The organism is Escherichia sp. MOD1-EC7011, assembly GCF_002965005.1.
In the GTDB taxonomy this organism is placed as follows: domain Bacteria; phylum Pseudomonadota; class Gammaproteobacteria; order Enterobacterales; family Enterobacteriaceae; genus Escherichia; species Escherichia ruysiae.
The window spans coordinates 26,492-45,993 of record NZ_PTRD01000045.1 but is presented as its reverse complement, the minus strand read 5'-3'; the positions used below and the strand labels follow the sequence as shown (position 1 = coordinate 45,993).

Sequence of the window (19,502 nt, the reverse complement as noted above, 5' to 3'; positions counted from 1 at the left end):
GCATTATAGTTTGCAAGTGTTTTTAAATGTTCATTTAACGATACTCATGATTTCTAATCAAAATTATTCAGTGCTTTTTTATTTATCATCTCGAACATTTTTAGTTCATCGTCAGATAATCCCTCCCAAACTTTCTTCATGATTATATTTTGCACACGTATCATTCTTTGTATAAATAAAACTCCATCTGATGTTAAACATAAATTTTTACCTCGGCGATCGAGTTCATTATCAACACGTTTGATAAGGTTTTGCTTTTCTAAGATATCTGTAATTCGCGTTATATTTGTTTTAGAAACCTGCAACAGGTTACTAATTTCAGATGGGGATAAACAATAACCATCAGTAAAATATAATAATGATAATGCCATAAACATGGTATTGTTTATTTTATGCTTCTCTAGCGCATCTGATATGACGTCCTGCATTTTATTGCTAATCCGGATACATAATTGCATTAGCAAATGCTCCTGAACAGGATAATCTGTCTCTTTATTCTTTTGATAATCAAGTATTTTTTCTAGAAAAAGCACGTTTTTCATTGTTGTATCCGGTATTGAATAATCATCTCATAAAAACCATGTAGCCTGTGTGTGATATCTATGTCCCAATGAAACTGGTAAAATAAAGTATAGCAGTTCAAGATTCCTTGCGCCACCTGAATTTTCTACAGATAATGCAAAACACATAGCAGTAAAACCTTTCGTTTATAAATTTTATTTTTTCCTATAAACATATAGTTCTCCATGCGCTTTCTTTCTGTCTCGGTGTATTCCCATTTCTTTTTCTATTCGTATCGTAGCTTTACGTAACTCTTTTGATGTGCTAACATCTTTGGCTGCAATGTTTTTTGGCACCGCCTGCTTCATGCAGCGGCGTATTTGTTCTCTAAGATATATTCGTTGGTCTACCTGTCCTTCCTGTCGATAATCCATCAGTACTTCCTGCCAGCGAACAGCAGCCCTGCGCCATAGTCCTCTTTGCTCAAGATCTTCGGCCTTCTTGTCTCTAACCATTTCCCCTCCAAACAAACGTATGCTACAGATTAACTACCTAAAAATTGAGTTTAACACTAACTCATGTAATTAATACTAATGCAAGAAAATATTCACTAATATTTTTATCTTTTAGTTATAAACTAAATTTACATGTGGCTGTTTTGCAAAATGTAGACTTCCTATATTTTTTATGAAATGATTAGGAAAATAAATTTATTTTATAGCTTTAACACTATGGTCAATACATTTCTTAACACCCAATGCCATCACGAATGAACTAAGGAAAAGCGGAATGGCCTTTGACGTTAAAATGCTCTAACTGGAGGTTGCTCATGTGTTTTTCTCTTATCGTTTAGTTACTACATTCTTACACAAACCAAGTAAGTGTTTACCTATCATTTAACGCGTTTGAAAACGTATACGCTGACTGTGATCCCTGTCTCTTCAAACTCGTTGGTAAACGACTTCCCTCTGGCATAAACGTAATTATCCATCGTCATCCAGTCCAGTATTGGCGCAGTGCCCGGCAATACTGCTACAAGACGCCCGCCGACTTTCAGATGCCCCAGCGCAGCCAGCGTGTGCTCTCTATGACGACCAAGCGAGTACGGCGGGTTCATAACGATTTTGTCGAACTGATAACCTGCGTTGTCCTCAGACCACTTTATGAAGTCGCAGCAAATCGTGTTCGTATACCCTTTTCCACGCAGGATATCAGCAAAGAGAGGTGCGATTTCTATGCAGGTAACATCTTCCAGATCGGCGTTAATATAGGCCAGAAGATCCCCACGTCCGGCTTGAGGCTCCAACAGCTTCTCACCAGGCTTCAATTCAGTGGCTCTTGCAACGTACTCAGCAATCAAGCGTGGGGTAGGGTAGAACTGGTGTGATTTTGTATCCGGTATTAAACCGGTAGCCACAATCGTATTTAGCGTATGGCCGATGTCATACGGGAACTGCCAGTGCTTTTTCTCCTGCACGCCGCCAATGAAGCTCAGTGTGCGCTCAAGCTCTTCCACCTGCGACTTCTGGAGAGCTGAATCAGAGAAGTACCATACTCCTTTGTCTTTGCTCAATCGCCCGTCACGAAGCGCAGTGCGAACCGGGACGGAGATCGTCTTCTGGATTAGCCCGAACTGCTTTGGTGCCCGTGTTTTTGGCGCTCTGCGGCATGGCGCGGGGATTGCTGCAGGCATACTGTAAGCCAGCACCTCATTCAACTTCCAGGCCACGTCAGGATGTATTTCAAAGTGAACGTTGCCGTTCTTGAACATCTTCACGCGCATCAGATTTCCATCGACGTTCATCCAGTCACCGGTCTGGCAGTCGTTTGCCCGATACGCAGCTGATAGCACCTCAGCAGTGCGGTTGATGGTAATAAATTCTTTGTGCGCGAAGAAATGAAGCAAAACACGCAGATCGTCGATATAGTCCTCTTTGCGATAGTTCACACTAACGCTGTCCCGCCAGAAATCAGAAATGCAGTCAGCGATTATCAGACGCTCGCTGAAACCGTTCGTCTTATTTGTCTTGTGCGCAGGACTCAGCGCCTTAAACAAGCCATACACGCGCTCGGAGAGATATTTGTGCCTGTCATTCAGCAAATTAAGCATCGTGGGTATGACCGTTTCTGCTTTGAACTCCGGTACACCAACGAACTCTTTAACCTTCATCTGGTAGCCGGTTCTGTCAGTTTTGATGACTTCCTGTTTGCCCTCTATAAACTGCTCGCGCCACTCATCTCGACGGGAAGCTGGCATGATCAGCAAAACGTTAGTCATGTCCGTGACCTTCCTCCAGTACTCGGCCCAAATATTCTGTTTCACCCATTCCAGATCGACTTTATCCAACCAACCTCGATTTAAACGCGAGCGATCTTCATCTGGTCGATGGTTTAGTCTCAGCAGGCGATTAATCATGTTGTGGCGTTCGTCGCCATAAACGAAGTCGTGTACCTGATACATGAAGGCGATCTCTTTCTCGCACTCGGCCACAATTTCGTGGATGACGTTCATTTCCTGCCGATAGTCGATAGCAGTGTTTGAGTTGGCATCGTCGATGATGGAAAGGGCTGTATTCATAATTGCACCATTAAGAAGTGATTTGTTTAATGGTGCAATTATTTCAAAAATGAAAAGGTACTAAATAGAAATAAACAGGCAATCCTTCAAATAAAGGCATTGGCTAATCATACTTGGAGGTATTTATCACCAGAATTTTGTTTGTATAAATCTTCTTAATATCCCATGTGACATTACCGGAATACCATTGACCGTTATATACTTGGTTTCCAGTTGCACCTGTCATTGTTACATAGACAGGTCTGTCGTAATCGGTTCGTCTATAGTTATATACCCCAACCATAGCAGGCATTACCGCACATGGATACCCCATATCTATTGTAAATTGAGGGTCAGAAATAGTGATAAGTTTCGCATCAAGGGGCATCATCTCACCGTGATACACCATTGCGCCTGCGCTGTTATACATGGCAATGCCATAGCCAGAATGTGGTAACACCATATCAGAAAAAGCATAAACTGTTATTGTTCCGGGGCTACCATTTACCTGATGCAATCTGAGAGCATTGTATCCGTTACTATGCTCATGAATAAACATCATGTTCGCCTTATTACTGCTTTTTATGAAGAAAAAGCATGATTTGTTTGATGGGATTGATGTTTGAAAAACAGAACCTTTAGATGTAGACATTGTCCCTTTATTAATCAGATTTTGCGGAGTAAATTCTGGACTCATCCACAAACTTCCATCTGATTGTGTAATTGACATCCCGAACATAATTATCCCCAGTATGTGTATATGTAAGAACCAAGCCCCGTATATAAATTTGACCAACTAACCGTATTTCCATTAATAGTAACTGTTGGAACAGGTAAATTAATGTAGTTGTCGTTGTTAAGAGGCATCAATGACCACACGGCATGTAGCGATTTACCCGGTGGCGGATTGGAGTACGTCTTAGAGCCTGATGACGCAGTAAATCGATCAAGAAAAAAAATAGGAGTAAGGAAGCCAGTAACGTTAATTCCTTTATTGTTGTAAATCCCTGTACCGTATGCCATTTTTCATCCTTGTTTTTTATCAACACAATATGGCCGATCATGCGGCCATATCAGATCAATTAGAGCTTTGAAAGGCTTTGTGTGGCTGTGTTGCGAGGTTATGTCGATGGCTTAACTCACGCATCATGTCTTCAAGCCGACTCTTTGTGTCGTCGAGTTGGTCGGCCATTGCTCCCAAAAGCTGACGAACGGCCATCGGATCATCGCTGTTTAGTGATGGCATTTTATAACCCGCCTGAGAAGACATAAGATTGAACGCAGACATCAACATCGTTAGAGAGGATTTAAGCCCAGCAATTTCACGATCTTTGCTGGCAATAATCGCCTCACTCTTGTTAGTGTCATCAGTTCGTTGAGTCTCGCTCACCATATCCAAAGTCGCCTGCAACTTATCAGCGCGCTCTTTTTCAGCAAGATAATGAACACCGAAATGATGTGCTAAAGCTACAACCTGAGTTGGCTCTTCAAAGGTGGACTCAAAATTAAGTGCTGTAACCACTCTCTCAAATATGGAAACGTCTTCTATTCCTCGAAGAATGGCTAACATTTTGACCAGTTCATTAGCATCCATTTCTTCGAATAAGGCGTTTTGTTCATCAGCTATCGCTTTGCATTTCTTGCACATGTGTTTTTCCTAATGCTTAAACAAGTTGTTTTCTTATTGGCTTTATTGTGATGTGGCATAAAAGGGGAGCAAGCTAAACGTAAAGGTGCAAACTCTCTATTTCGGTCAACGAAACACAAGGGCCATTTGGCCCTTGTCATTAACACGTTGCTTTACGGACTAGCGGATAAGCGAAGTAGATCGCCAGACCAATGAGGACGCCATCAGAAATGACAGACATCATCTTTCCCGTAAAATCCACCAACACCGCCATCACCAGAAGAGCAATGACGGTCACAAGCCGGAATCTCTCAAGCATTAGAGATAAGCATCCAGTGACAACTGAAGCGCCTGTGCGATCTTTTTCAGTGCCAGCTCTTCTTGTTCGCCAATACCGTCTTGGTCGGCAATATCAAGGCACAGACACAGTACATCTACTGCATCATTAGTCCCGGCCACATCAGCCAGCTCACGTAAAGCCTGGGCATTAGCGCGGCGCGGTGAGGCTTCGTATTGAGCACGGATATTGGCGCTCATTTGGGCAATCTCACCAGCAAACGGAGAAAACGCAGGCAGAGCTGCAATTGTTTTCTCAAGAATGGAAATTTCCTTTGCGTCGCATGTGCCATCGGCATAGGAGATCATGTACGCGCCCCACACGGTGGCTTCAACCGCATCTCGGTTCTCCATTTTTTTGACCTCGATAACAGCTTTACGAGTTTTCTTTTTGAATAAACCTAACATGTGCTTTCCTTTTGTTATTTGTTAAAACAAGTTGTTTTCTAGTTACATGAATTGCTTACGAAAAGACGGTCAATGCATATGCACTAACAACCGTCAGAAATAACCAAGTACCGAACCGACTGGAAAAACAAAAATCCCAACAACACGAGCCAAGGTCATACCAGCCTGAAACTGGAGATCACCAGAGCAAACGAGTTTTACAATGTTCGATACCCAACCGGCGGCCATGAGAGCTATGAAAGCCAGAATCGCCAGCCAAGTTTTTCCAAAGTGATTTGAAAACCAGTTCATACAACCGCCTTAGTCACAGCATGATCCTGAGTAACTGGATGAACTTGAGGTATCGCATCCACCGTCATCCCATCCAGAGTGACAGGACGCTCTACTGGAGTGGTGGTAATTGTCGTCGACGGAGGTGTGGTGATGGATGAACCCGGCATCAAAAGGCTCTGGCCGGCTGGAACGGCTACCGTCGCCAGTGAAACTATAATGAGAACGTAGGCCATTGGTTTCAGCCTCTTTCTTTGAAAATTTTCCATTCGAACTGTCCTTGTTGTTTTTCTCCTTCACTAAAGGCCGTGTACTTTTCGCTTCGCGTGAAGAACCAGAGGTAACAATCGCCCCCACGTTCGCAACAACTGACGCTTGCTTATCTAAACGTTCATTCAGCAACCGAACGGCAGTCTCTAGTTCATCAAGACGTGACAGAACACGACCGCTAAATAATTCGGCCAAAATTTGACGTAGTGAACGAGGACGTTTAGTTGCAGAAGTGAAATAGGTTTGACGTGCCATGTGGACTCCATCCAGTGTCAGAAAGAGTTGCGGCTGGCGATTGCCAGCCGCCTTTCTCGTTCCATCCTGGAACTGTGTCTTACCGACACATTGTCATCCTGACGCCGATAAGATACATGATTTAAAATGATAGGTAAACACTTACTTACTGCTTGTTGTAAACAAAACCAATATCTTTCTTGTGAGGCATATCTGCTGCGGAAAAAGCTGCGATCTTCGCGAGTCGATCACATATTTCATTTTCACGATGCCCGGCGTGACCTTTAACCCACTTCCAGCGAACATTATGTCGACTTGCAGCCTCATCCAGACGCTTCCACAGATCAACATTCTTTACCGGTTTTTTGTCAGAAGTCACCCATCCATTGCGTTTCCACCATTTCATCCACTGTGTCATGCCGTTTTTCAGATACTGGCTATCAGAGTGCAAAATAACGTTGCATGGATATTTCAAACGCTCCAGCCCGATAAGTGCCCCCATCATCTCCATGCGGTTATTGGTGGTGCTATGAAAACCATCTGAGAACTCGCGTTCCTCACCACGATACTGGAGAACTATACCGTAACCGCCCGGGCCACCCGGATTTTTAAGGCAAGAGCCATCACTGAAGATTTTCACGGTTTTAAGCTGGGGATTGAACTCTACGACAGGCGTTGTGGAATTGGTGCGGGGAGAATTTTTGTTTTTGGCTTTTTTGCGAGTTTTTTCTTGCGATCGGGCTGGTGTCTTCGTCGTCATATAAACTCCTGAATCAAGCGCCGCGCCGATTTTTTTCCTCGCGCGTGCGCACACGCGTGCGTGTTAATAATTATTAAAATAAACAAATTACTTCCCAGAACAGGTTTTTATAAACCTGAACTGAACGAACGAAGTGAGTGAAGTTCACCTCGAACGAAGTGAGAGGTTGTCTTTTCAGGTAATATTCTCCCAGGGAGGTGAGTATAAAAATCCCTCACCAACCTGGTCGTTTCATAACCTGAAAAGTTATGGCCTAAGTCTACTGCCAGCTTAGACTTGGGAAGTTATGGATGACAGCACCCCAGAACCGAGATCTTCCCACACTTTATGAAGGGGAGTACTGGATTCAACCTCTCGAAACACCCCAGACTCGACAATCATAAAGTGACCCTTGTCTCCGCTCACTTTGGTTCCCCCTTCCCCGACACCTAAACGGCACCGGTTCTACGCTGGTAGTGAGCTTTTTTAAACCTGACGCCAGTGACGCTTACCCCCACCCATCAGGTCGAGTCTCCAGTCTACGACTGGAAACTATCAGATCTTAGCACTTACAATTCATTTTATGAATAGTTTGTACTTATCTATCATTTCGATTGATTATTTTCTCGACCATGTAGTTGAACATTCAAGGCAAACACCTCGTTGATCAACTCACCTAAAAGCTGTTCAACAAGTTCGCGATGCTCCCCAAGATGCAAGCACTTAATTGCCCATTCGTACAAGTTGAAAGCCTGCTCGCGGTCTTTCATCATTTCACGGGCCTGGGCCAGAAAATCGCTCTCTACGAGCGCAACGACATTAGTCGGGTATGACATGTTAGTTTCCTTAAAGTGATTCATAAAATCGATTTTAAAGCGTCTGGGAAGGGGTTCTAGTGGATTCTGTAGTGATGTTCAGGTCTGGAGTCTCTGATACAAAACAGCCTGCTTCCGTATATTAATAATTAATATGTAGTTATTTATATATACAGAAGCAGGCTAATTACAGACGCCAGAACAAACTAAGCAGCCTTCTTTGATGGTCTTTTTTTCCTGATCACATTCGCAGGATCATACCCTCCCAGACTTTTCATGACGTCCAAAGGGATCTTGCTTATAGAGTGCCCAGCGTCCTGACAGAATCCTCGAAAAACAACGAGCATACTGCCACCTGGGTTGATGTTTACTTCTACCTGACCCAGATTGACGTCAGGCTCGACAAACGCTACGCGGCCACCAGACAGAATAATCGTCTCATTCGCACACTCTGTTGCACGCTCATACCACTTTGTATCTAGGGATTGAGGAATTAGCATCACTGTTGTAACTCCGCGAGCCTGCTCACGTATAGCCGCATCAATCCAGGGGGAGATTTTGGAGTAGGGTGGATTGAGGAAGGCAATTGTACCTGGCTGTCCCCATTCAGATTTCAAAGCATCACGCTCAACGCCTATGAAATTAGGCAGCTTTGCATTGTCCTTGTTGCAGGCAACGTCAACATCAAATGTCACTCCAAGATAACGTTGAATGGCAGAAAACAGCCAGTCAGGTGTTCTCCAGAGGTCACGAAGAGAGTTGTCGCGCTTTCGCTGTTTGATTTTTTCGGCTGCAATCATCTTCTTTCTCGATAGGTAAGTAAATACCTATTTTTGCATTTGATTTTATGTCTGGCAATCAAATAAAACGCGCCAGAAATGCAAACGAGAAGCTCTCTGGCGCGTTTTTGTGGTGCTGGGTATGTGATTGGCTTACCCAGCACTATAAAGCTCTCTATGGGCTTTATTTTCAGTAGGGGAACGTCATCCAATAGTGTACTCCGCGACAAACTTCTTAACGATCGGTGATTCTTCGTTCAATGTTAGATTTCCACCGCCTCTAACGGCAATTCCTGTCGCTGGAAATACAGCCATCATTTGCCCAGCCTGAGTTGACGCAGTGTTAAGCGGATACGGTTTTTCTGGATTGCTCATTAAAGCAATCTTAATACTATTACTTGTAGCCTTCTTTTCTGTGAGAAGGTGTCTCATGGAAATTACCGTGTAAACACTAATATCTGGACCTCCGCTAAACCAATTAAGAAGGTTTAATATCTTATCCTTTGCTTTGACAGGCGCGTTCTCATAAGCATCTAAAAAAATATCTTTCTCTAAACCCGCTTTATTGAAAAACGCATCATCTTTATCACTTAGAGTAAAACGAGGACCTCTTGCAGTACGCGCTTTTTTATTTGTGTTGCTATCATTTGACTGTTGAACTTTTAATTCATCATTAATCTCAACACACCCTTCAACCTCAATAAATCCCAATTGTTCTGGCTCGTTTTCGGCAGATTCAACACTTTCAGCCTTAATTACGTTTATAGGCTCATGAGCTAACTCCAACTCATTTAAAGCGGAGCTGAAATCACCTGCTTTTTCTTCATTGAACTGTTCTTCGGCAACATCATCAGAACTCATGGCTACGCCAGCATCGAGGCCGAGAAGCAGATCGTCAATATCATCAGTATTTTCAACCTGTGCAGCTTTTTTTACTGGTTCATCAAGTGATTGCAACATGGCTGTCAGCTCATCCAGATCATCATTTGTCATTACATTTTCAACCGAACTCATGTAAGTCTCCTTCTGTTTGGTTACATTTGCGTTTCGATGGCTGCATTTTGACTAAACCTATCAGGCGGAAAAGTATTAAATACAGGCAGGAAATGATTGAAAGGCGACTGTTCTTTAAAAGAAAGCCTACTTTAAACTTTTTAAAGTAGGCTTTTGTTTTACACAATTTCAGAGGGTAATTTAAAAAATCCGTACTTATTACGTGCCTTAAAGAAGCATTGCATCATTAAGTTTGTGTCATATAAGGCACTATGTGCTTTGGCATGATCGTATATAAAGCCAAGAGAGAAGGCCAACTCTTCAAGGCGGGGACGTTTACCGTCTTCTGTGGCCCACAGGGAAAATAGAGTGTCAATCAATGGGATGTCTGGAAGCGAAAAACCGTAACTTTTCAGCTCATGCCTAATAAACGGAATATCGAACGCTTCGCCGTTGTGGGCTATCCAAATATCGGAAGAAGAGAGATACGAAGCGACAGATGAAGCGTGATCGGCTAGTAACGGCTCGGCGGCTAAATCTTCAAGACTGATGCCGTGTACCGCTTGCGCTTTCGGATCGATACTGCGACGCGGGTTGAACCGCATTACAAAACTATCAACCATTGTCTGTGTCTCAATTTCGTACTTCACCATTGCGATTTCAATGATTTTATGGCCTGAGAGGAAATCAAGACCTGTTGATTCGATGTCCACCCCTGTAGCAATCACTTTTTATCTCCTTTTACTGGTCGTTTGGACGGTGTGAAGATGGCAGCTTCAACATCCCACCCCCTCAAAATTCGCTGCGAGATAATGGTCGCAGTCAAGCCAACCTCTCTAGCCCATTCGGTAATTCGCTGAGTTCTGCCGCGACACTCGATCAGACGCTTACTATCTCGGTTGGCATACGTGTCGACGCTGGCGTTAAGCGCGCGATCTAATGGCCACCCTTTCTTGATTCGATAGTGAAGAGTTGATGTCTGAATCCCGGCTCTTTTAGCCCATTGTGAGAGAGTCAGCTTTTCCCTCTTATGCTCCAAAATTAAGTTTGAACGCGTGTTATTGGCCTGTTCTTCAAAAGTCGCCCATCTGCAATTTTCAGGTTCGTAGTCACCATTCACATCTTTGCGATCAAGAGACATCCCCTCTGGTCGCTCTCCCATGTCAGCATAAAAATTTTCAAATATTTGCCACCGCTCGCAGACTTTGATACCTCGGCCGCCATACCACTTATAGGCGTGATGGGTTGGTTTTTCACATCGTTCCCGCATACCCAGCCATATACGATAAATTGGCGTTTTACTCATACCATGAGGCTTTACGCTACGGCGATGTGCGTTGTAGACACAGCCACACGATATTGTCGCCCCGTGATTTAGCTTCCCGTAACTAACCAGGCAGGTGTTGCCGCAATCGCAGATGCAATCCCAAAGTCGCCCTTGTTTGTTTGAAATACCGGAATATTTAAGTGCAACCAACTTTCCAAAACGTTTACCTGTTATGTCTACCGGTTGTCCCATTACTACTCCTTACAACTTCTTAGCGCCCTTAAGTAGTGCGCTACGTACAAATTGAGCCGCTTTTTTCAAAGTTTCTTCACTGGTTTCACAGACAACCGGATCTTTCCACTTACCTGACGCCGTGTTGAGAATGTTGATTTGGTTGCTATCCAGACAAACAGAGACGTAAAGCACCGTGCCACCAGCCAGCATCAAATGCATAGGAAACAGAGGCTTTTTACTGCCTTCACTGAACTGAGACATGGCGATGTCAATGGCTTCACCTACTTGTGCGCCAACAAGCCCCTGCGCAGTTTCGAATATGGCACGAATAGCCAGACGAGCCTCTCGATCGCTCATAAGCGACCGGGAATGTTCGTCCGCTACACGAATCAAAGCCTCTGTTGTTTTCCGATCCAGTTCATCTTCAAGCAACATTTCACTAAACATTTTTTATCCTTAACCCATTTTGAGAGTTTTATTGTCGCAATGTCGAAGAGGCGAACAATTTCTAATGAACGGTCACTCGGCCACAGAACCGGTTTTCTATCTTTTCTACAGCGTTATCTAGCATTCTCATCACTGATCTGGCTCTTGCTTCAACTGTGCGATACCGGTTGGAAACGACGAAGGTTTGCAGATCTCCCCTTTGCGGATGCAGGTGAATTTTTGTCAGTTCCCCGCACATCAACGCATCAATACGAGCGACATACAGACGGTCTAATGATGCTCGTTGTGACCGCAAGTAATCTCGCTCTGAGAGAGCGACCCCCGGGCGTAGGCCAGCAATGGCGTTAAAGTTTGAAATAGCAGTTTTGTGGCAAAACTTTTCGATATCGAGGGCTAACTCAATACACCGATCTTCATTTGTATGGCCGACCAAATCCAACGTGTAGGCCATAACATCAGCAGGTGTGCGATCGATAACAAAGCCTTCAGCACCACGCGTAAGTAGCTCTATATGCTTTGCTATTTCCATTTGAATCTGAAGCCGCTCATATAGAGGCATAGAATCACCTACTCGAACACCGAGGCGGCTCATCAAACTTCCGACACCAGCATCCACGTAAGGGATTCCGTAATGTTTGTCGATATATTTAGCCAGGGTTGTTTTCCCACTGCCCTGAGCACCAGTGATCCCAATCCGGTAATCCATTACGACCTTCTGTATACGATCTGCGAAAAGCCAGGCTCTTCCTCGCTGGCTCGTTGGGTATAAGCTGTTTCAACAGGCACAAAGCCTAAATTACGCATCATGCTTGCCGGGAAGAATGCATCGGCGTTTGGCACATCAACGCCGATGTGGGAGAGCCAAATCTCTTCAACATGCGGCATGAATAGCGAGTAAATTTGTTCCCCGCCAATCACCCACACAGGCTCTGGTAATCGCAACACATCATCCACACCAGCAGGGTAGAATCCATTTGGTACAAAGCCATGAGAGCGCGTCAAAACGAGGTTATGACGCTCTGGAAGAGGGCGTTTGAGACTTTCCATCGTTTTACGCCCCATAACGACAGTGGCGTTTTTGGTGAGTCTCTTAAATAGCTTCAGATCGGTAGAACAACGCCAGGGCAGTTCGTTCGCTATGCCGATCTCATAGTTACGGCCAACAGCAGCTATCATCTTCATTTGCTCACCTCATAGATGACCGGTCTATGATGAGAGTCAGCTAAAGCGGCACGGAGTCGAGGATCGTGCACCAGCGCAGCGATAAGCAGATCGCCTTTATGCTCCGCTAATGTGCGCTTAATATGCTTCTCATAACTAGTGCTATTCGGTACGAGATGAAGCCAGTCGTAATCAACACCAAAATCTTTCAGCCATCGTTTAGTGGGCGCTTCAAGAGTTTCAGAGCGGCTACTGATAAGCACCACTTCAGCCCCTGAGCGAGCAAAACCACGCAACATACGGCTGGTGGGGAAAATGAGTTCATCACCGGCAATGAATTGGCCTGCATCCGAGTCAGATACAGATTTACGATGGCTGGTATTTGCCAGCACACCTTCAATTTCGCATAAGACATACATACCTCTTGCCATATCACACCGCCACTGGAACCTTGATCCACGGTAGAGGGTCATAGCCAAGAATTAAAACTTCGTCCCATTTGAAATCATCCAACTCTGACCATTCATGAGGGAAAATAACGACCGGATCTGAATGCTCTGGAGCCTGTCGTTTCATTAGCTCACACACACCTTCCATGTGGTTGTTGTACAAATGCACGTCAAAGCCAAAATGCACAAATGCACCGGCCATGTGACCCGTAATCTTCGCGAGAAAATGAGTGAGAATGCCATAGCCAGCAATATTGAATGGCATACCAACAAAAGTGTCTACGCTACGCTGTACGAGGCAGGAGTTGAGGATGCGTTTGGGGATTCCAAGTTCATCCAGTTCAGCTTCAGTAACACTGCCGTCCATCTCCAGATCGTATAGCATCTTGGTGTAGATAGACTCGTAACCGAGGCGACTGTGTTGAAGACCAGTGTCAGTTGCCATCGTTAAACGGGTTTCAAAATCCAGCTCACGACTCCACAAAGAGAAGACAAAGTGGCAAGGTGGCAGTTTCATATCCTCAAGCTCGCCTACGTTCCATGCGTTAAGCATGATGCGACGATCGGTAGGGTTCGTGCGCAGTGTATCGACAATACGCTGTAGCTGATCGATTTCACGGGACAGCACTACGCGATCTTCACTGATACCCAGGTATCCCTCGACTTTGTACCCGCGTTCACGGAAAGTAGCGATCTTGCTCAGATATTCACTATGGCTCACGATGCGGGTATCTTCCCATCGACGCCACTGCTTACCGTAAACTGGCCCCAAATCGCCATTCTCATCGGCCCATGCATCCCAAATCTTAACGCCGTTATCCTTGAGAAATTGGATGTTGCCCGTGCCTTTCAGATACCACTCAAGTTCGACAAGCAGTGGCTTAAGATTTACCGCCTTTCCAGAAATAAGCGGCACAGTCCCACCAGTAAGCATGTAGTAAGAGGGAACGTAGCAGGTGCTTAAAGTACCAGTGCCTGTGCGATCATCAGCCTGCACGCCGCTTTTAAGCACCGTCTCAATAACTTTTGCATACGATGCGTTTGTTACCTGACCGTTCGTATGCTCACGATTCAAAAGGAGTGACACAAAAACCTCACAAAGATAAGTAATCACTTATTCATTGCGTGAGTTTACATTTATTGAGGGAACAAGGCCAGATAGATAAAAAATGGTGGCCATAGGCCACCAAAACGAATAGTTGTTTCAGGAATTTAACGCGCTAACACAATATACATAGATAGATAACTACCTACAATTATTTTTTGATCATTCCGTACATTGCTGAGGCTTTAGCTTGCTCAACAAAGGAGGATAAATCGACATCACTATAGGTTGGAGACTTCAGAATCTTTCCATCGGAAATTCGAAAACCGATCATCTTATCGGTACCATCAGCATGGCGAAATCCCAGGTCTGAAGAGTCGTATTTGCAGTTGGCCACAGCCTGGCGACGTTCCTCGACATCAGCAGGCCATAATTTTGTCATGTTAGACCGATGAATTTCGCCAACCAGCTCGACTACATTGATACCGAGGAAATCAGCCAGTCGATAGGTCATCATGCACGCCACATAGATTTTGTTCATGACACGGCGCAGTTCCTGAATCAGCTCAGAATCCTTAACAGTCTTGTTCTCAAGTTTATCTGCCAGCTCTTCGAGCATATATGACGCCTCACGAGCTTCCTGAAATGGCATTGCCATATCATCGAAAACAGTGTTACCGGGCACAAAAATTGTCTGCATAAAGCGATCAATGCTCTGTTCCTGCGTGTAATAGGTCATGCCGGTAGAAATACCACCTTTGATGGCGACCATCGTACCAACACCAACGTATAAAAAGTCGGCCATTGCATCCAGCAGTTGCTCAATATCCCCATTCATTGCGGCTGGAATACCTTCCACTACAGCTTCTTCATGAATCAGGCTTGCACGGAGACGAAGCAGCTCTGGTGTCGGCATAACGCGTCTCGGATGCTGGAAGAGTTCATGAAACTGATCGACCATCTTGTAAATACTTTCAGTAGCTACACCATGACCTTCATGCAACTCATATGGTTCTGGCTTAAATCCAATGAGACGATCGGTGGCAAGTTTCAGGTGGTCAGTCAGTTTGGTAAAGTTCATGCTAGTTTTGTTCCTTCTTAATTCTTGTGATCCATTGTGGCCCAGCGTTGCCAGGCCACATAATGCTTTGTATCGGTTTACAGGTCTGCAAACTGGCTTAGAGAAGCCTTATCCACGGTAGAATCGATCTGACCTACCAGATATGTGCTTTGCTCTGCCTCTTGTGGTGCAATTTGCAGTGTGTCGGTTAACAACCACTTGTTCATCCAGACCAGCGGATCTGTGGTAACTTCTGGAAATAAAGCCTTCAGGCCAAGACGATTCATAGCCAGATTGGTGCGGTATTTTACATAGGTCTTCAGAATATCCGCGTTTAAACCAATCATCGAACCGTCTTTGAAGAGATAGTCTGCCCAGTTCATTTCTTGTTCGGCGACTGATTTCATGGTGTCGTAAATGACGTTTTCTTCATCAGCAGCAATCTCTTTCCACAATAAACCTTCGCGACCGGTACGCATGAAGCGGATCATGCGTTCAGTTCCTTCGCAATGCAGAGCTTCATCACGGGCAATAAAGCGCATAATTTTGGTGTTACCCTCAAGCAACTTCCGTTCGCCAAAGGCAAACGTACATGCAAAACTTACATAGAAACGGATCGCCTCAAGCGCATTAATGGACACCAACGTGCGGAAAAGCTGACGATGCAAAGGGTATGGCTCCCAGCCATATTCATTTACGTACAGACGTTCAAACTCCTTCTCACCTAACGACTGGCGCTCGCATGTCATCCCATAAAGCCTGTCATATTCAGCAGAGATACTGATCGCTCGGTTGATGATTTCTTCATCCGTAACAATACCGTCAAAAACAATACTCGGATCGTCCACCATGCCACGAATAATGTGGGTGTAGCTACGGCTATGGATAGTCTCAGAGAAAGACCACGTTTCAACCCACGTTTCCAGTTCAGGAATAGAGATAAGCGGCAGCAGCGTTGCATTTGGGCTACGTCCCTGAACTGAATCGAGTAACGTTTGATAACGGAGATTGCTCAGAAAAATGTGACGTTCGTGGTCCCGCAGCTTCGTGTTGAAGTCGATACGATCGCTCGAAATATCAACTTCTTCCGGCCGCCAGAAGAAAGACAATTGACGTTCAATCAACTTTTCAAAATCACGGTATTTTTGCTGATCGTAACGTGCCACGTTGACAGATTGTCCGAGGAACATAGGCTCTTTGGTTGCATCATTAGCACCCAAACGGAACGTTGAATATGACATGTGTTTTTCCTTTTTCTTTTTTGGTGCGTTTAAACAAGTTGTTATCTTATGTGTTTAAACAAGGCTTACAAATCAAAGAGAAGGTGGGGATATCCCCCACCATATGTCAGATTTTGCAGGCTCCGTCGCACTCATCTTCTGGCTCGACGGCTACAGCTTGCGTCAGTGGATTCTGCGGTTCGTCGTCATCACGCTTTCCTGCCCCATCTCTGGTGTTGTGGTAGTAAAGCGTTTTAACTCCCATCTTGTAGGCGAGAAGCAAATCTGACAGTAGCGTCATCATTGGGACTTTATCGCCTTCAAAGCGAGAAGGGTCATAGTTGGTATTGGCTGAAATAGCCTGGTCAAAGAACTTCTGGATGATCGCCACCTTTGTCAGATAGCCGCGGTTGTCCGGCATATCCCACAGGTATTCATACTGTTCCTTCAGTTTTTCAAACTCAGGCACGACCATCTTGACGATGCCGTCCTTAGAAGATTTCACTGACACCGGGCCACGAGGCGGTTCGATGCCGTTGGTGGAATTAGTGATCTGGCTGGAAGTCTCGCATGGCATTTGTGCCGTCAGTGTGGAGTTGCGAAGGCCGTATTTTGCAATACGTTCACGCAGTTCTTCCCACGGCATCTTTAACTCAAAGTTGGTTTCGCCACTTTCGTCTAATGAAGAACGGTAATGGTCGATCGGCAACTGACCAATTGCGTATTTGGTCTGCTCAAACCAGTCACACTCACCTTTTGCTTCAGCAAGTCGGCAGCTGGCATCAAGAAGGTAATACTGGATAGCTTCGAACGTTTCATGCACCAGTTTATTGCCAGCGGTATCAGAATAACGAACGCCATTCTTTGCCAGGTAATAAGCAAAGTTGGTTACACCAATTCCCAAGCTACGACGAGCTTTGGCAGGCACTTCGGCTGCCTCCATCGGATAGTCTTGATAATCCAGTAACGAATCCAGTGCAGCAACGGCATAGAACGCCACCTCTTTAAGAGACTCCAGTGAACGGATGGCTCCGAGGTTAAAAGCGGATAAAGTGCATAGCGCGATCTCACCGTTCGGGTCGTCGGTAAATGCCAGTGGACGGGTGGGTAGGGTGATCTCCATACACAGGTTTGACTGGCGAACAGGTGCAAGAGCAGGAATGAAAGCGCCATGCTCATTAATATGATCGACGTTCGCAATATAAATTCGGCCCGTGGACGCTCGTTCCTGCATCAGAGATGAGAACAGCTCAATGGCAGGTACTGACTTCTTGCGAATTGAATCATCGGCTTCGTATTTATGGTACAGCTTTTCAAACAGCTCCTGGTCTGTGAAGAAGGCTTCGTACATATCAGGCACATCATGCGGGCTGAACAGAGTGATGTTCTCGCTTCTGACGAGTCGACGGTACATTAGACGGTTACTCATGACGCCGTAATCAAGATGGCGAACGCGGTTTTCATCAATACCACGGTTATTTTTCACCACCAGCAGACTTTCAACTTCAAGATGCCAGATCGGGTAAAACGCTGTTGCTGCGCCACCACGAACACCACCTTGCGAACAAGATTTAACAGCCGTCTGGAAATGCTTCAGGAATGGAATAACTCCGGTATGGGTGGCTTCACCATTGCGGATCTCGCTGCCCAGCGCACGGATACGGCCAAAACCAATACCAATTCCAGCACGACGTGAAACGTAGTCGATAATTGCGGCTGAAGCTGCACTAATCCCTTTCAGACTATCGCCAGACTCAATCAGCACACAACTGGAGAACTGACGGGTTGGAGTACGGACGCCGGCCATGATTGGTGTGGGCAGAGACAGTTTGAACGTACTTGTAACGTCATAGAAACCTTTGACCATCTCCATACGTGTTTTGCCAGCGCAGTCGTCTTCCCAATTCTGGAACAGACACATGCCTACCAGCATATAGATATGTTGCGGCCCCTCATGAATCTCACCAGTAACACGGTTTTGAACGAGGTATTTGCTTTGCAACTGCACCGTAGCTGCATAGCCAAAAAGATCGTCACGTTTCGGCTTAATGTAATTGCCGAGTTCTTCGATCTCTTCAAACGAATAATGTGTCAGCAAATCCTTGTCATAAACGCCCTTGTTAACGTTCTTGACAATGTGTTGGTAGAAGTTCGGATAGTCGTAACGACCGAAGGCATCTTTGCGGATTTTAAAAATGTTCAGGCGGGCAGCCACCTGTGAGTAATTTGGTGCTTCTGGTGAGATCAAATCAGCGGCAGATTTAACCAAAGCCTCATGCAACTGGCTGGTGGTCATCCCATCAAAAATGCTGGCCGCAGCTCCCATTGCTACAGCGGATGCGCTTACACCACGAATGCCTTCTACGCCATACATTACGACGCGGTTGTATTTTTCTTCGGATAACGGCTCTGTTTGGCCGTTACGTTTTACGATGCTTATCATGTATCACCAAATAAAGAGGGCCACTAAATATAGTGGCCCATGTTAATAGATAAGCACTTACCTATCAATGAAATCAAATGAGAGACTTAAGAACATCGCGCACCTGGCGGAACTGATCTGTTTGCATACCGGTATGGATGGCAGCCACCGCATCAGCCAAATGTTCGTTTTTGTTCACGAGAACATCCTGTCCAGATTGCTTACGACGCAGCCACGGTGCTTTAGGGTGTTTTTTCGTAGCCCACTGGATAATCTCTTCTTTCGATGTAGTAAGTTTATTGCCGACAAAATGCTTGATTTCGTTTGGAGTAACCTGGATCAATGGCTTATCCACACACGCAAGTACACCGATACAAATACCGTAAGACGTCTGCGAACGAGAGTTTTGGCTCCCAACCGGTAGCTCACAAAAAACCATATTTGCCTTATCAATGATTGGCTTCGCAACACGCCATATTTCACTGGCTCGGCGCAGATCGTCACTGTTCACACGAACGGTCTTTTTGTTACTCCCCGCTTTAGTCTCAACAAGAGTAAGGCCGTGAATCTCAAGTTCGTCCGTCTCAAGGTCTAAAGTGCCCACAGCAAGCCCAAAGTTGCTCATTGAGGGATCAACACCAACTACGCTGATTTTTTTACTCATATAG

Annotated in this window: 25 protein-coding genes; all 25 read right to left on the bottom strand. The window is 45.1% G+C overall.

Annotation, left to right across the window (positions count from 1 at the left end):
• Positions 1-53: 53 nt before the first annotated feature.
• The 25 genes from A7098_RS20085 to A7098_RS19965 all read right to left on the bottom strand — a co-directional run bounded on the left by A7098_RS20085 (position 54) and on the right by A7098_RS19965 (position 19,498).
• Positions 54-542, bottom strand: coding sequence for a MarR family transcriptional regulator (locus A7098_RS20085; protein ID WP_105281347.1), 489 nt, complete (start codon positions 540-542; stop codon positions 54-56).
• A gap of 174 nt (positions 543-716) precedes the next feature.
• A complete protein-coding gene (locus A7098_RS20080) occupies positions 717-1,016 on the bottom strand; it encodes a PerC family transcriptional regulator (protein WP_105281346.1) in 300 nt (99 codons plus the stop codon).
• Positions 1,017-1,393: 377 nt separating this feature from the next.
• On the bottom strand, positions 1,394-3,079 hold the full coding sequence (locus A7098_RS20075) for a DUF4942 domain-containing protein (protein WP_105281345.1): 1,686 nt from the start codon (positions 3,077-3,079) through the stop codon (positions 1,394-1,396).
• Between the two features lie 103 nt (positions 3,080-3,182).
• Positions 3,183-3,797, bottom strand: a complete 615-nt coding sequence (locus A7098_RS20070) for a hypothetical protein (protein ID WP_000467662.1) — start codon at positions 3,795-3,797, stop codon at positions 3,183-3,185.
• 2 nt (positions 3,798-3,799) lie between these two features.
• Positions 3,800-4,081 (bottom strand): hypothetical protein, encoded by a 282-nt coding sequence (locus A7098_RS24420; RefSeq protein WP_021533177.1) that lies wholly within the window; start codon positions 4,079-4,081, stop codon positions 3,800-3,802.
• A gap of 55 nt (positions 4,082-4,136) precedes the next feature.
• Entirely contained in the window at positions 4,137-4,706 is a 570-nt protein-coding gene (locus A7098_RS20060; RefSeq protein ID WP_001718087.1) for a hypothetical protein, read from the bottom strand.
• Between the two features lie 139 nt (positions 4,707-4,845).
• The gene (locus A7098_RS20055; RefSeq protein ID WP_014962273.1) at positions 4,846-5,004 is read right to left on the bottom strand and encodes a DUF3927 family protein; all 159 of its coding nucleotides are present in this window, start codon (positions 5,002-5,004) and stop codon (positions 4,846-4,848) included.
• Entirely contained in the window at positions 5,004-5,429 is a 426-nt protein-coding gene (locus A7098_RS20050; protein WP_021533179.1) for a tellurite resistance TerB family protein, read from the bottom strand. Before A7098_RS20050 ends, A7098_RS20055 begins: the two co-directional genes overlap by 1 nt.
• A 93-nt stretch (positions 5,430-5,522) precedes the next feature.
• Complete coding sequence (locus A7098_RS20045; RefSeq protein ID WP_021533180.1) at positions 5,523-5,720, bottom strand: hypothetical protein; 198 nt, start codon at positions 5,718-5,720, stop codon at positions 5,523-5,525.
• Between the two features lie 9 nt (positions 5,721-5,729).
• Positions 5,730-6,224: a hypothetical protein gene (locus A7098_RS23875; RefSeq protein WP_021533181.1), complete on the bottom strand. Its 495-nt coding sequence runs from the start codon at positions 6,222-6,224 to the stop codon at positions 5,730-5,732.
• 145 nt (positions 6,225-6,369) lie between these two features.
• A complete protein-coding gene (rnhA, locus tag A7098_RS20035) occupies positions 6,370-7,017 on the bottom strand; it encodes a ribonuclease HI (protein WP_162630521.1) in 648 nt (215 codons plus the stop codon).
• Between the two features lie 530 nt (positions 7,018-7,547).
• Positions 7,548-7,778 carry a hypothetical protein gene (locus tag A7098_RS20030; protein WP_032203380.1) on the bottom strand — a complete coding sequence of 77 codons (231 nt, stop codon included), beginning with the start codon at positions 7,776-7,778 and terminating at the stop codon, positions 7,548-7,550.
• 185 nt (positions 7,779-7,963) lie between these two features.
• Positions 7,964-8,557 (bottom strand): phage N-6-adenine-methyltransferase, encoded by a 594-nt coding sequence (locus tag A7098_RS20025; protein ID WP_000559568.1) that lies wholly within the window; start codon positions 8,555-8,557, stop codon positions 7,964-7,966.
• Between the two features lie 183 nt (positions 8,558-8,740).
• On the bottom strand, positions 8,741-9,550 hold the full coding sequence (locus tag A7098_RS20020) for a hypothetical protein (protein ID WP_105281344.1): 810 nt from the start codon (positions 9,548-9,550) through the stop codon (positions 8,741-8,743).
• Positions 9,551-9,708: 158 nt separating this feature from the next.
• Complete coding sequence (locus A7098_RS20015; protein ID WP_000562104.1) at positions 9,709-10,257, bottom strand: 3'-5' exonuclease; 549 nt, start codon at positions 10,255-10,257, stop codon at positions 9,709-9,711.
• Complete coding sequence (locus A7098_RS20010; RefSeq protein WP_105281343.1) at positions 10,254-11,048, bottom strand: hypothetical protein; 795 nt, start codon at positions 11,046-11,048, stop codon at positions 10,254-10,256. Before A7098_RS20010 ends, A7098_RS20015 begins: the two co-directional genes overlap by 4 nt.
• Positions 11,049-11,057: 9 nt before the next feature.
• Positions 11,058-11,477 (bottom strand): hypothetical protein, encoded by a 420-nt coding sequence (locus A7098_RS20005; protein WP_105281342.1) that lies wholly within the window; start codon positions 11,475-11,477, stop codon positions 11,058-11,060.
• Positions 11,478-11,538: 61 nt separating this feature from the next.
• A complete protein-coding gene (locus tag A7098_RS20000) occupies positions 11,539-12,183 on the bottom strand; it encodes an AAA family ATPase (RefSeq protein ID WP_000386468.1) in 645 nt (214 codons plus the stop codon).
• Positions 12,183-12,659 (bottom strand): trimethoprim-resistant dihydrofolate reductase DfrA51, encoded by a 477-nt coding sequence (gene dfrA51 / locus A7098_RS19995; protein WP_000781810.1) that lies wholly within the window; start codon positions 12,657-12,659, stop codon positions 12,183-12,185. The genes A7098_RS20000 and dfrA51 overlap by 1 nt, the downstream gene beginning before the upstream one ends.
• On the bottom strand, positions 12,656-13,069 hold the full coding sequence (locus tag A7098_RS19990; RefSeq protein WP_001348729.1) for a hypothetical protein: 414 nt from the start codon (positions 13,067-13,069) through the stop codon (positions 12,656-12,658). Before A7098_RS19990 ends, dfrA51 begins: the two co-directional genes overlap by 4 nt.
• A gap of 1 nt (position 13,070) precedes the next feature.
• Positions 13,071-14,174: a thymidylate synthase gene (locus tag A7098_RS19985; protein ID WP_176251520.1), complete on the bottom strand. Its 1,104-nt coding sequence runs from the start codon at positions 14,172-14,174 to the stop codon at positions 13,071-13,073.
• A gap of 169 nt (positions 14,175-14,343) precedes the next feature.
• Positions 14,344-15,213 (bottom strand): hypothetical protein, encoded by an 870-nt coding sequence (locus tag A7098_RS19980; protein WP_024219430.1) that lies wholly within the window; start codon positions 15,211-15,213, stop codon positions 14,344-14,346.
• 77 nt (positions 15,214-15,290) lie between these two features.
• Positions 15,291-16,433 (bottom strand): class Ia ribonucleoside-diphosphate reductase subunit beta, encoded by a 1,143-nt coding sequence (gene nrdB, locus A7098_RS19975; protein WP_000122502.1) that lies wholly within the window; start codon positions 16,431-16,433, stop codon positions 15,291-15,293.
• A gap of 106 nt (positions 16,434-16,539) precedes the next feature.
• Positions 16,540-18,855, bottom strand: coding sequence for a class 1a ribonucleoside-diphosphate reductase subunit alpha (nrdA, locus tag A7098_RS19970; protein WP_024219431.1), 2,316 nt, complete (start codon positions 18,853-18,855; stop codon positions 16,540-16,542).
• A 73-nt stretch (positions 18,856-18,928) separates the two neighbouring features.
• On the bottom strand, positions 18,929-19,498 hold the full coding sequence (locus A7098_RS19965) for a hypothetical protein (RefSeq protein ID WP_000037962.1): 570 nt from the start codon (positions 19,496-19,498) through the stop codon (positions 18,929-18,931).
• Between the last annotated feature and the right edge of the window lie 4 nt (positions 19,499-19,502).

What these genes read in the sequence shown, in the direction of transcription:
- A7098_RS20025 (WP_000559568.1), bottom strand. Translation starts at nt 8,557, where the DNA reads ATGATTGCAGCCGAAAAAATCAAACAGCGAAAGCGCGACAACTCTCTT.
- dfrA51 (WP_000781810.1), bottom strand. Translation starts at nt 12,659, where the DNA reads ATGAAGATGATAGCTGCTGTTGGCCGTAACTATGAGATCGGCATAGCG.
- A7098_RS19980 (WP_024219430.1), bottom strand. Translation starts at nt 15,213, where the DNA reads ATGAACTTTACCAAACTGACTGACCACCTGAAACTTGCCACCGATCGT.
- A7098_RS24420 (WP_021533177.1), bottom strand. Translation starts at nt 4,081, where the DNA reads ATGGCATACGGTACAGGGATTTACAACAATAAAGGAATTAACGTTACT.
- A7098_RS20075 (WP_105281345.1), bottom strand. Translation starts at nt 3,079, where the DNA reads ATGAATACAGCCCTTTCCATCATCGACGATGCCAACTCAAACACTGCT.
- A7098_RS20050 (WP_021533179.1), bottom strand. Translation starts at nt 5,429, where the DNA reads ATGTTAGGTTTATTCAAAAAGAAAACTCGTAAAGCTGTTATCGAGGTC.
- nrdB (WP_000122502.1), bottom strand. Translation starts at nt 16,433, where the DNA reads ATGTCATATTCAACGTTCCGTTTGGGTGCTAATGATGCAACCAAAGAG.
- A7098_RS20010 (WP_105281343.1), bottom strand. Translation starts at nt 11,048, where the DNA reads ATGGGACAACCGGTAGACATAACAGGTAAACGTTTTGGAAAGTTGGTT.
- A7098_RS20030 (WP_032203380.1), bottom strand. Translation starts at nt 7,778, where the DNA reads ATGTCATACCCGACTAATGTCGTTGCGCTCGTAGAGAGCGATTTTCTG.
- A7098_RS19990 (WP_001348729.1), bottom strand. Translation starts at nt 13,069, where the DNA reads ATGGCAAGAGGTATGTATGTCTTATGCGAAATTGAAGGTGTGCTGGCA.
- A7098_RS23875 (WP_021533181.1), bottom strand. Translation starts at nt 6,224, where the DNA reads ATGGCACGTCAAACCTATTTCACTTCTGCAACTAAACGTCCTCGTTCA.
- A7098_RS20045 (WP_021533180.1), bottom strand. Translation starts at nt 5,720, where the DNA reads ATGAACTGGTTTTCAAATCACTTTGGAAAAACTTGGCTGGCGATTCTG.
- A7098_RS20060 (WP_001718087.1), bottom strand. Translation starts at nt 4,706, where the DNA reads ATGTGCAAGAAATGCAAAGCGATAGCTGATGAACAAAACGCCTTATTC.
- A7098_RS20070 (WP_000467662.1), bottom strand. Translation starts at nt 3,797, where the DNA reads ATGTTCGGGATGTCAATTACACAATCAGATGGAAGTTTGTGGATGAGT.
- A7098_RS20080 (WP_105281346.1), bottom strand. Translation starts at nt 1,016, where the DNA reads ATGGTTAGAGACAAGAAGGCCGAAGATCTTGAGCAAAGAGGACTATGG.
- A7098_RS20020 (WP_105281344.1), bottom strand. Translation starts at nt 9,550, where the DNA reads ATGAGTTCGGTTGAAAATGTAATGACAAATGATGATCTGGATGAGCTG.
- A7098_RS20055 (WP_014962273.1), bottom strand. Translation starts at nt 5,004, where the DNA reads ATGCTTGAGAGATTCCGGCTTGTGACCGTCATTGCTCTTCTGGTGATG.
- A7098_RS20000 (WP_000386468.1), bottom strand. Translation starts at nt 12,183, where the DNA reads ATGGATTACCGGATTGGGATCACTGGTGCTCAGGGCAGTGGGAAAACA.
- nrdA (WP_024219431.1), bottom strand. Translation starts at nt 18,855, where the DNA reads ATGATAAGCATCGTAAAACGTAACGGCCAAACAGAGCCGTTATCCGAA.
- A7098_RS20005 (WP_105281342.1), bottom strand. Translation starts at nt 11,477, where the DNA reads ATGTTTAGTGAAATGTTGCTTGAAGATGAACTGGATCGGAAAACAACA.
- A7098_RS19965 (WP_000037962.1), bottom strand. Translation starts at nt 19,498, where the DNA reads ATGAGTAAAAAAATCAGCGTAGTTGGTGTTGATCCCTCAATGAGCAAC.
- A7098_RS20085 (WP_105281347.1), bottom strand. Translation starts at nt 542, where the DNA reads ATGAAAAACGTGCTTTTTCTAGAAAAAATACTTGATTATCAAAAGAAT.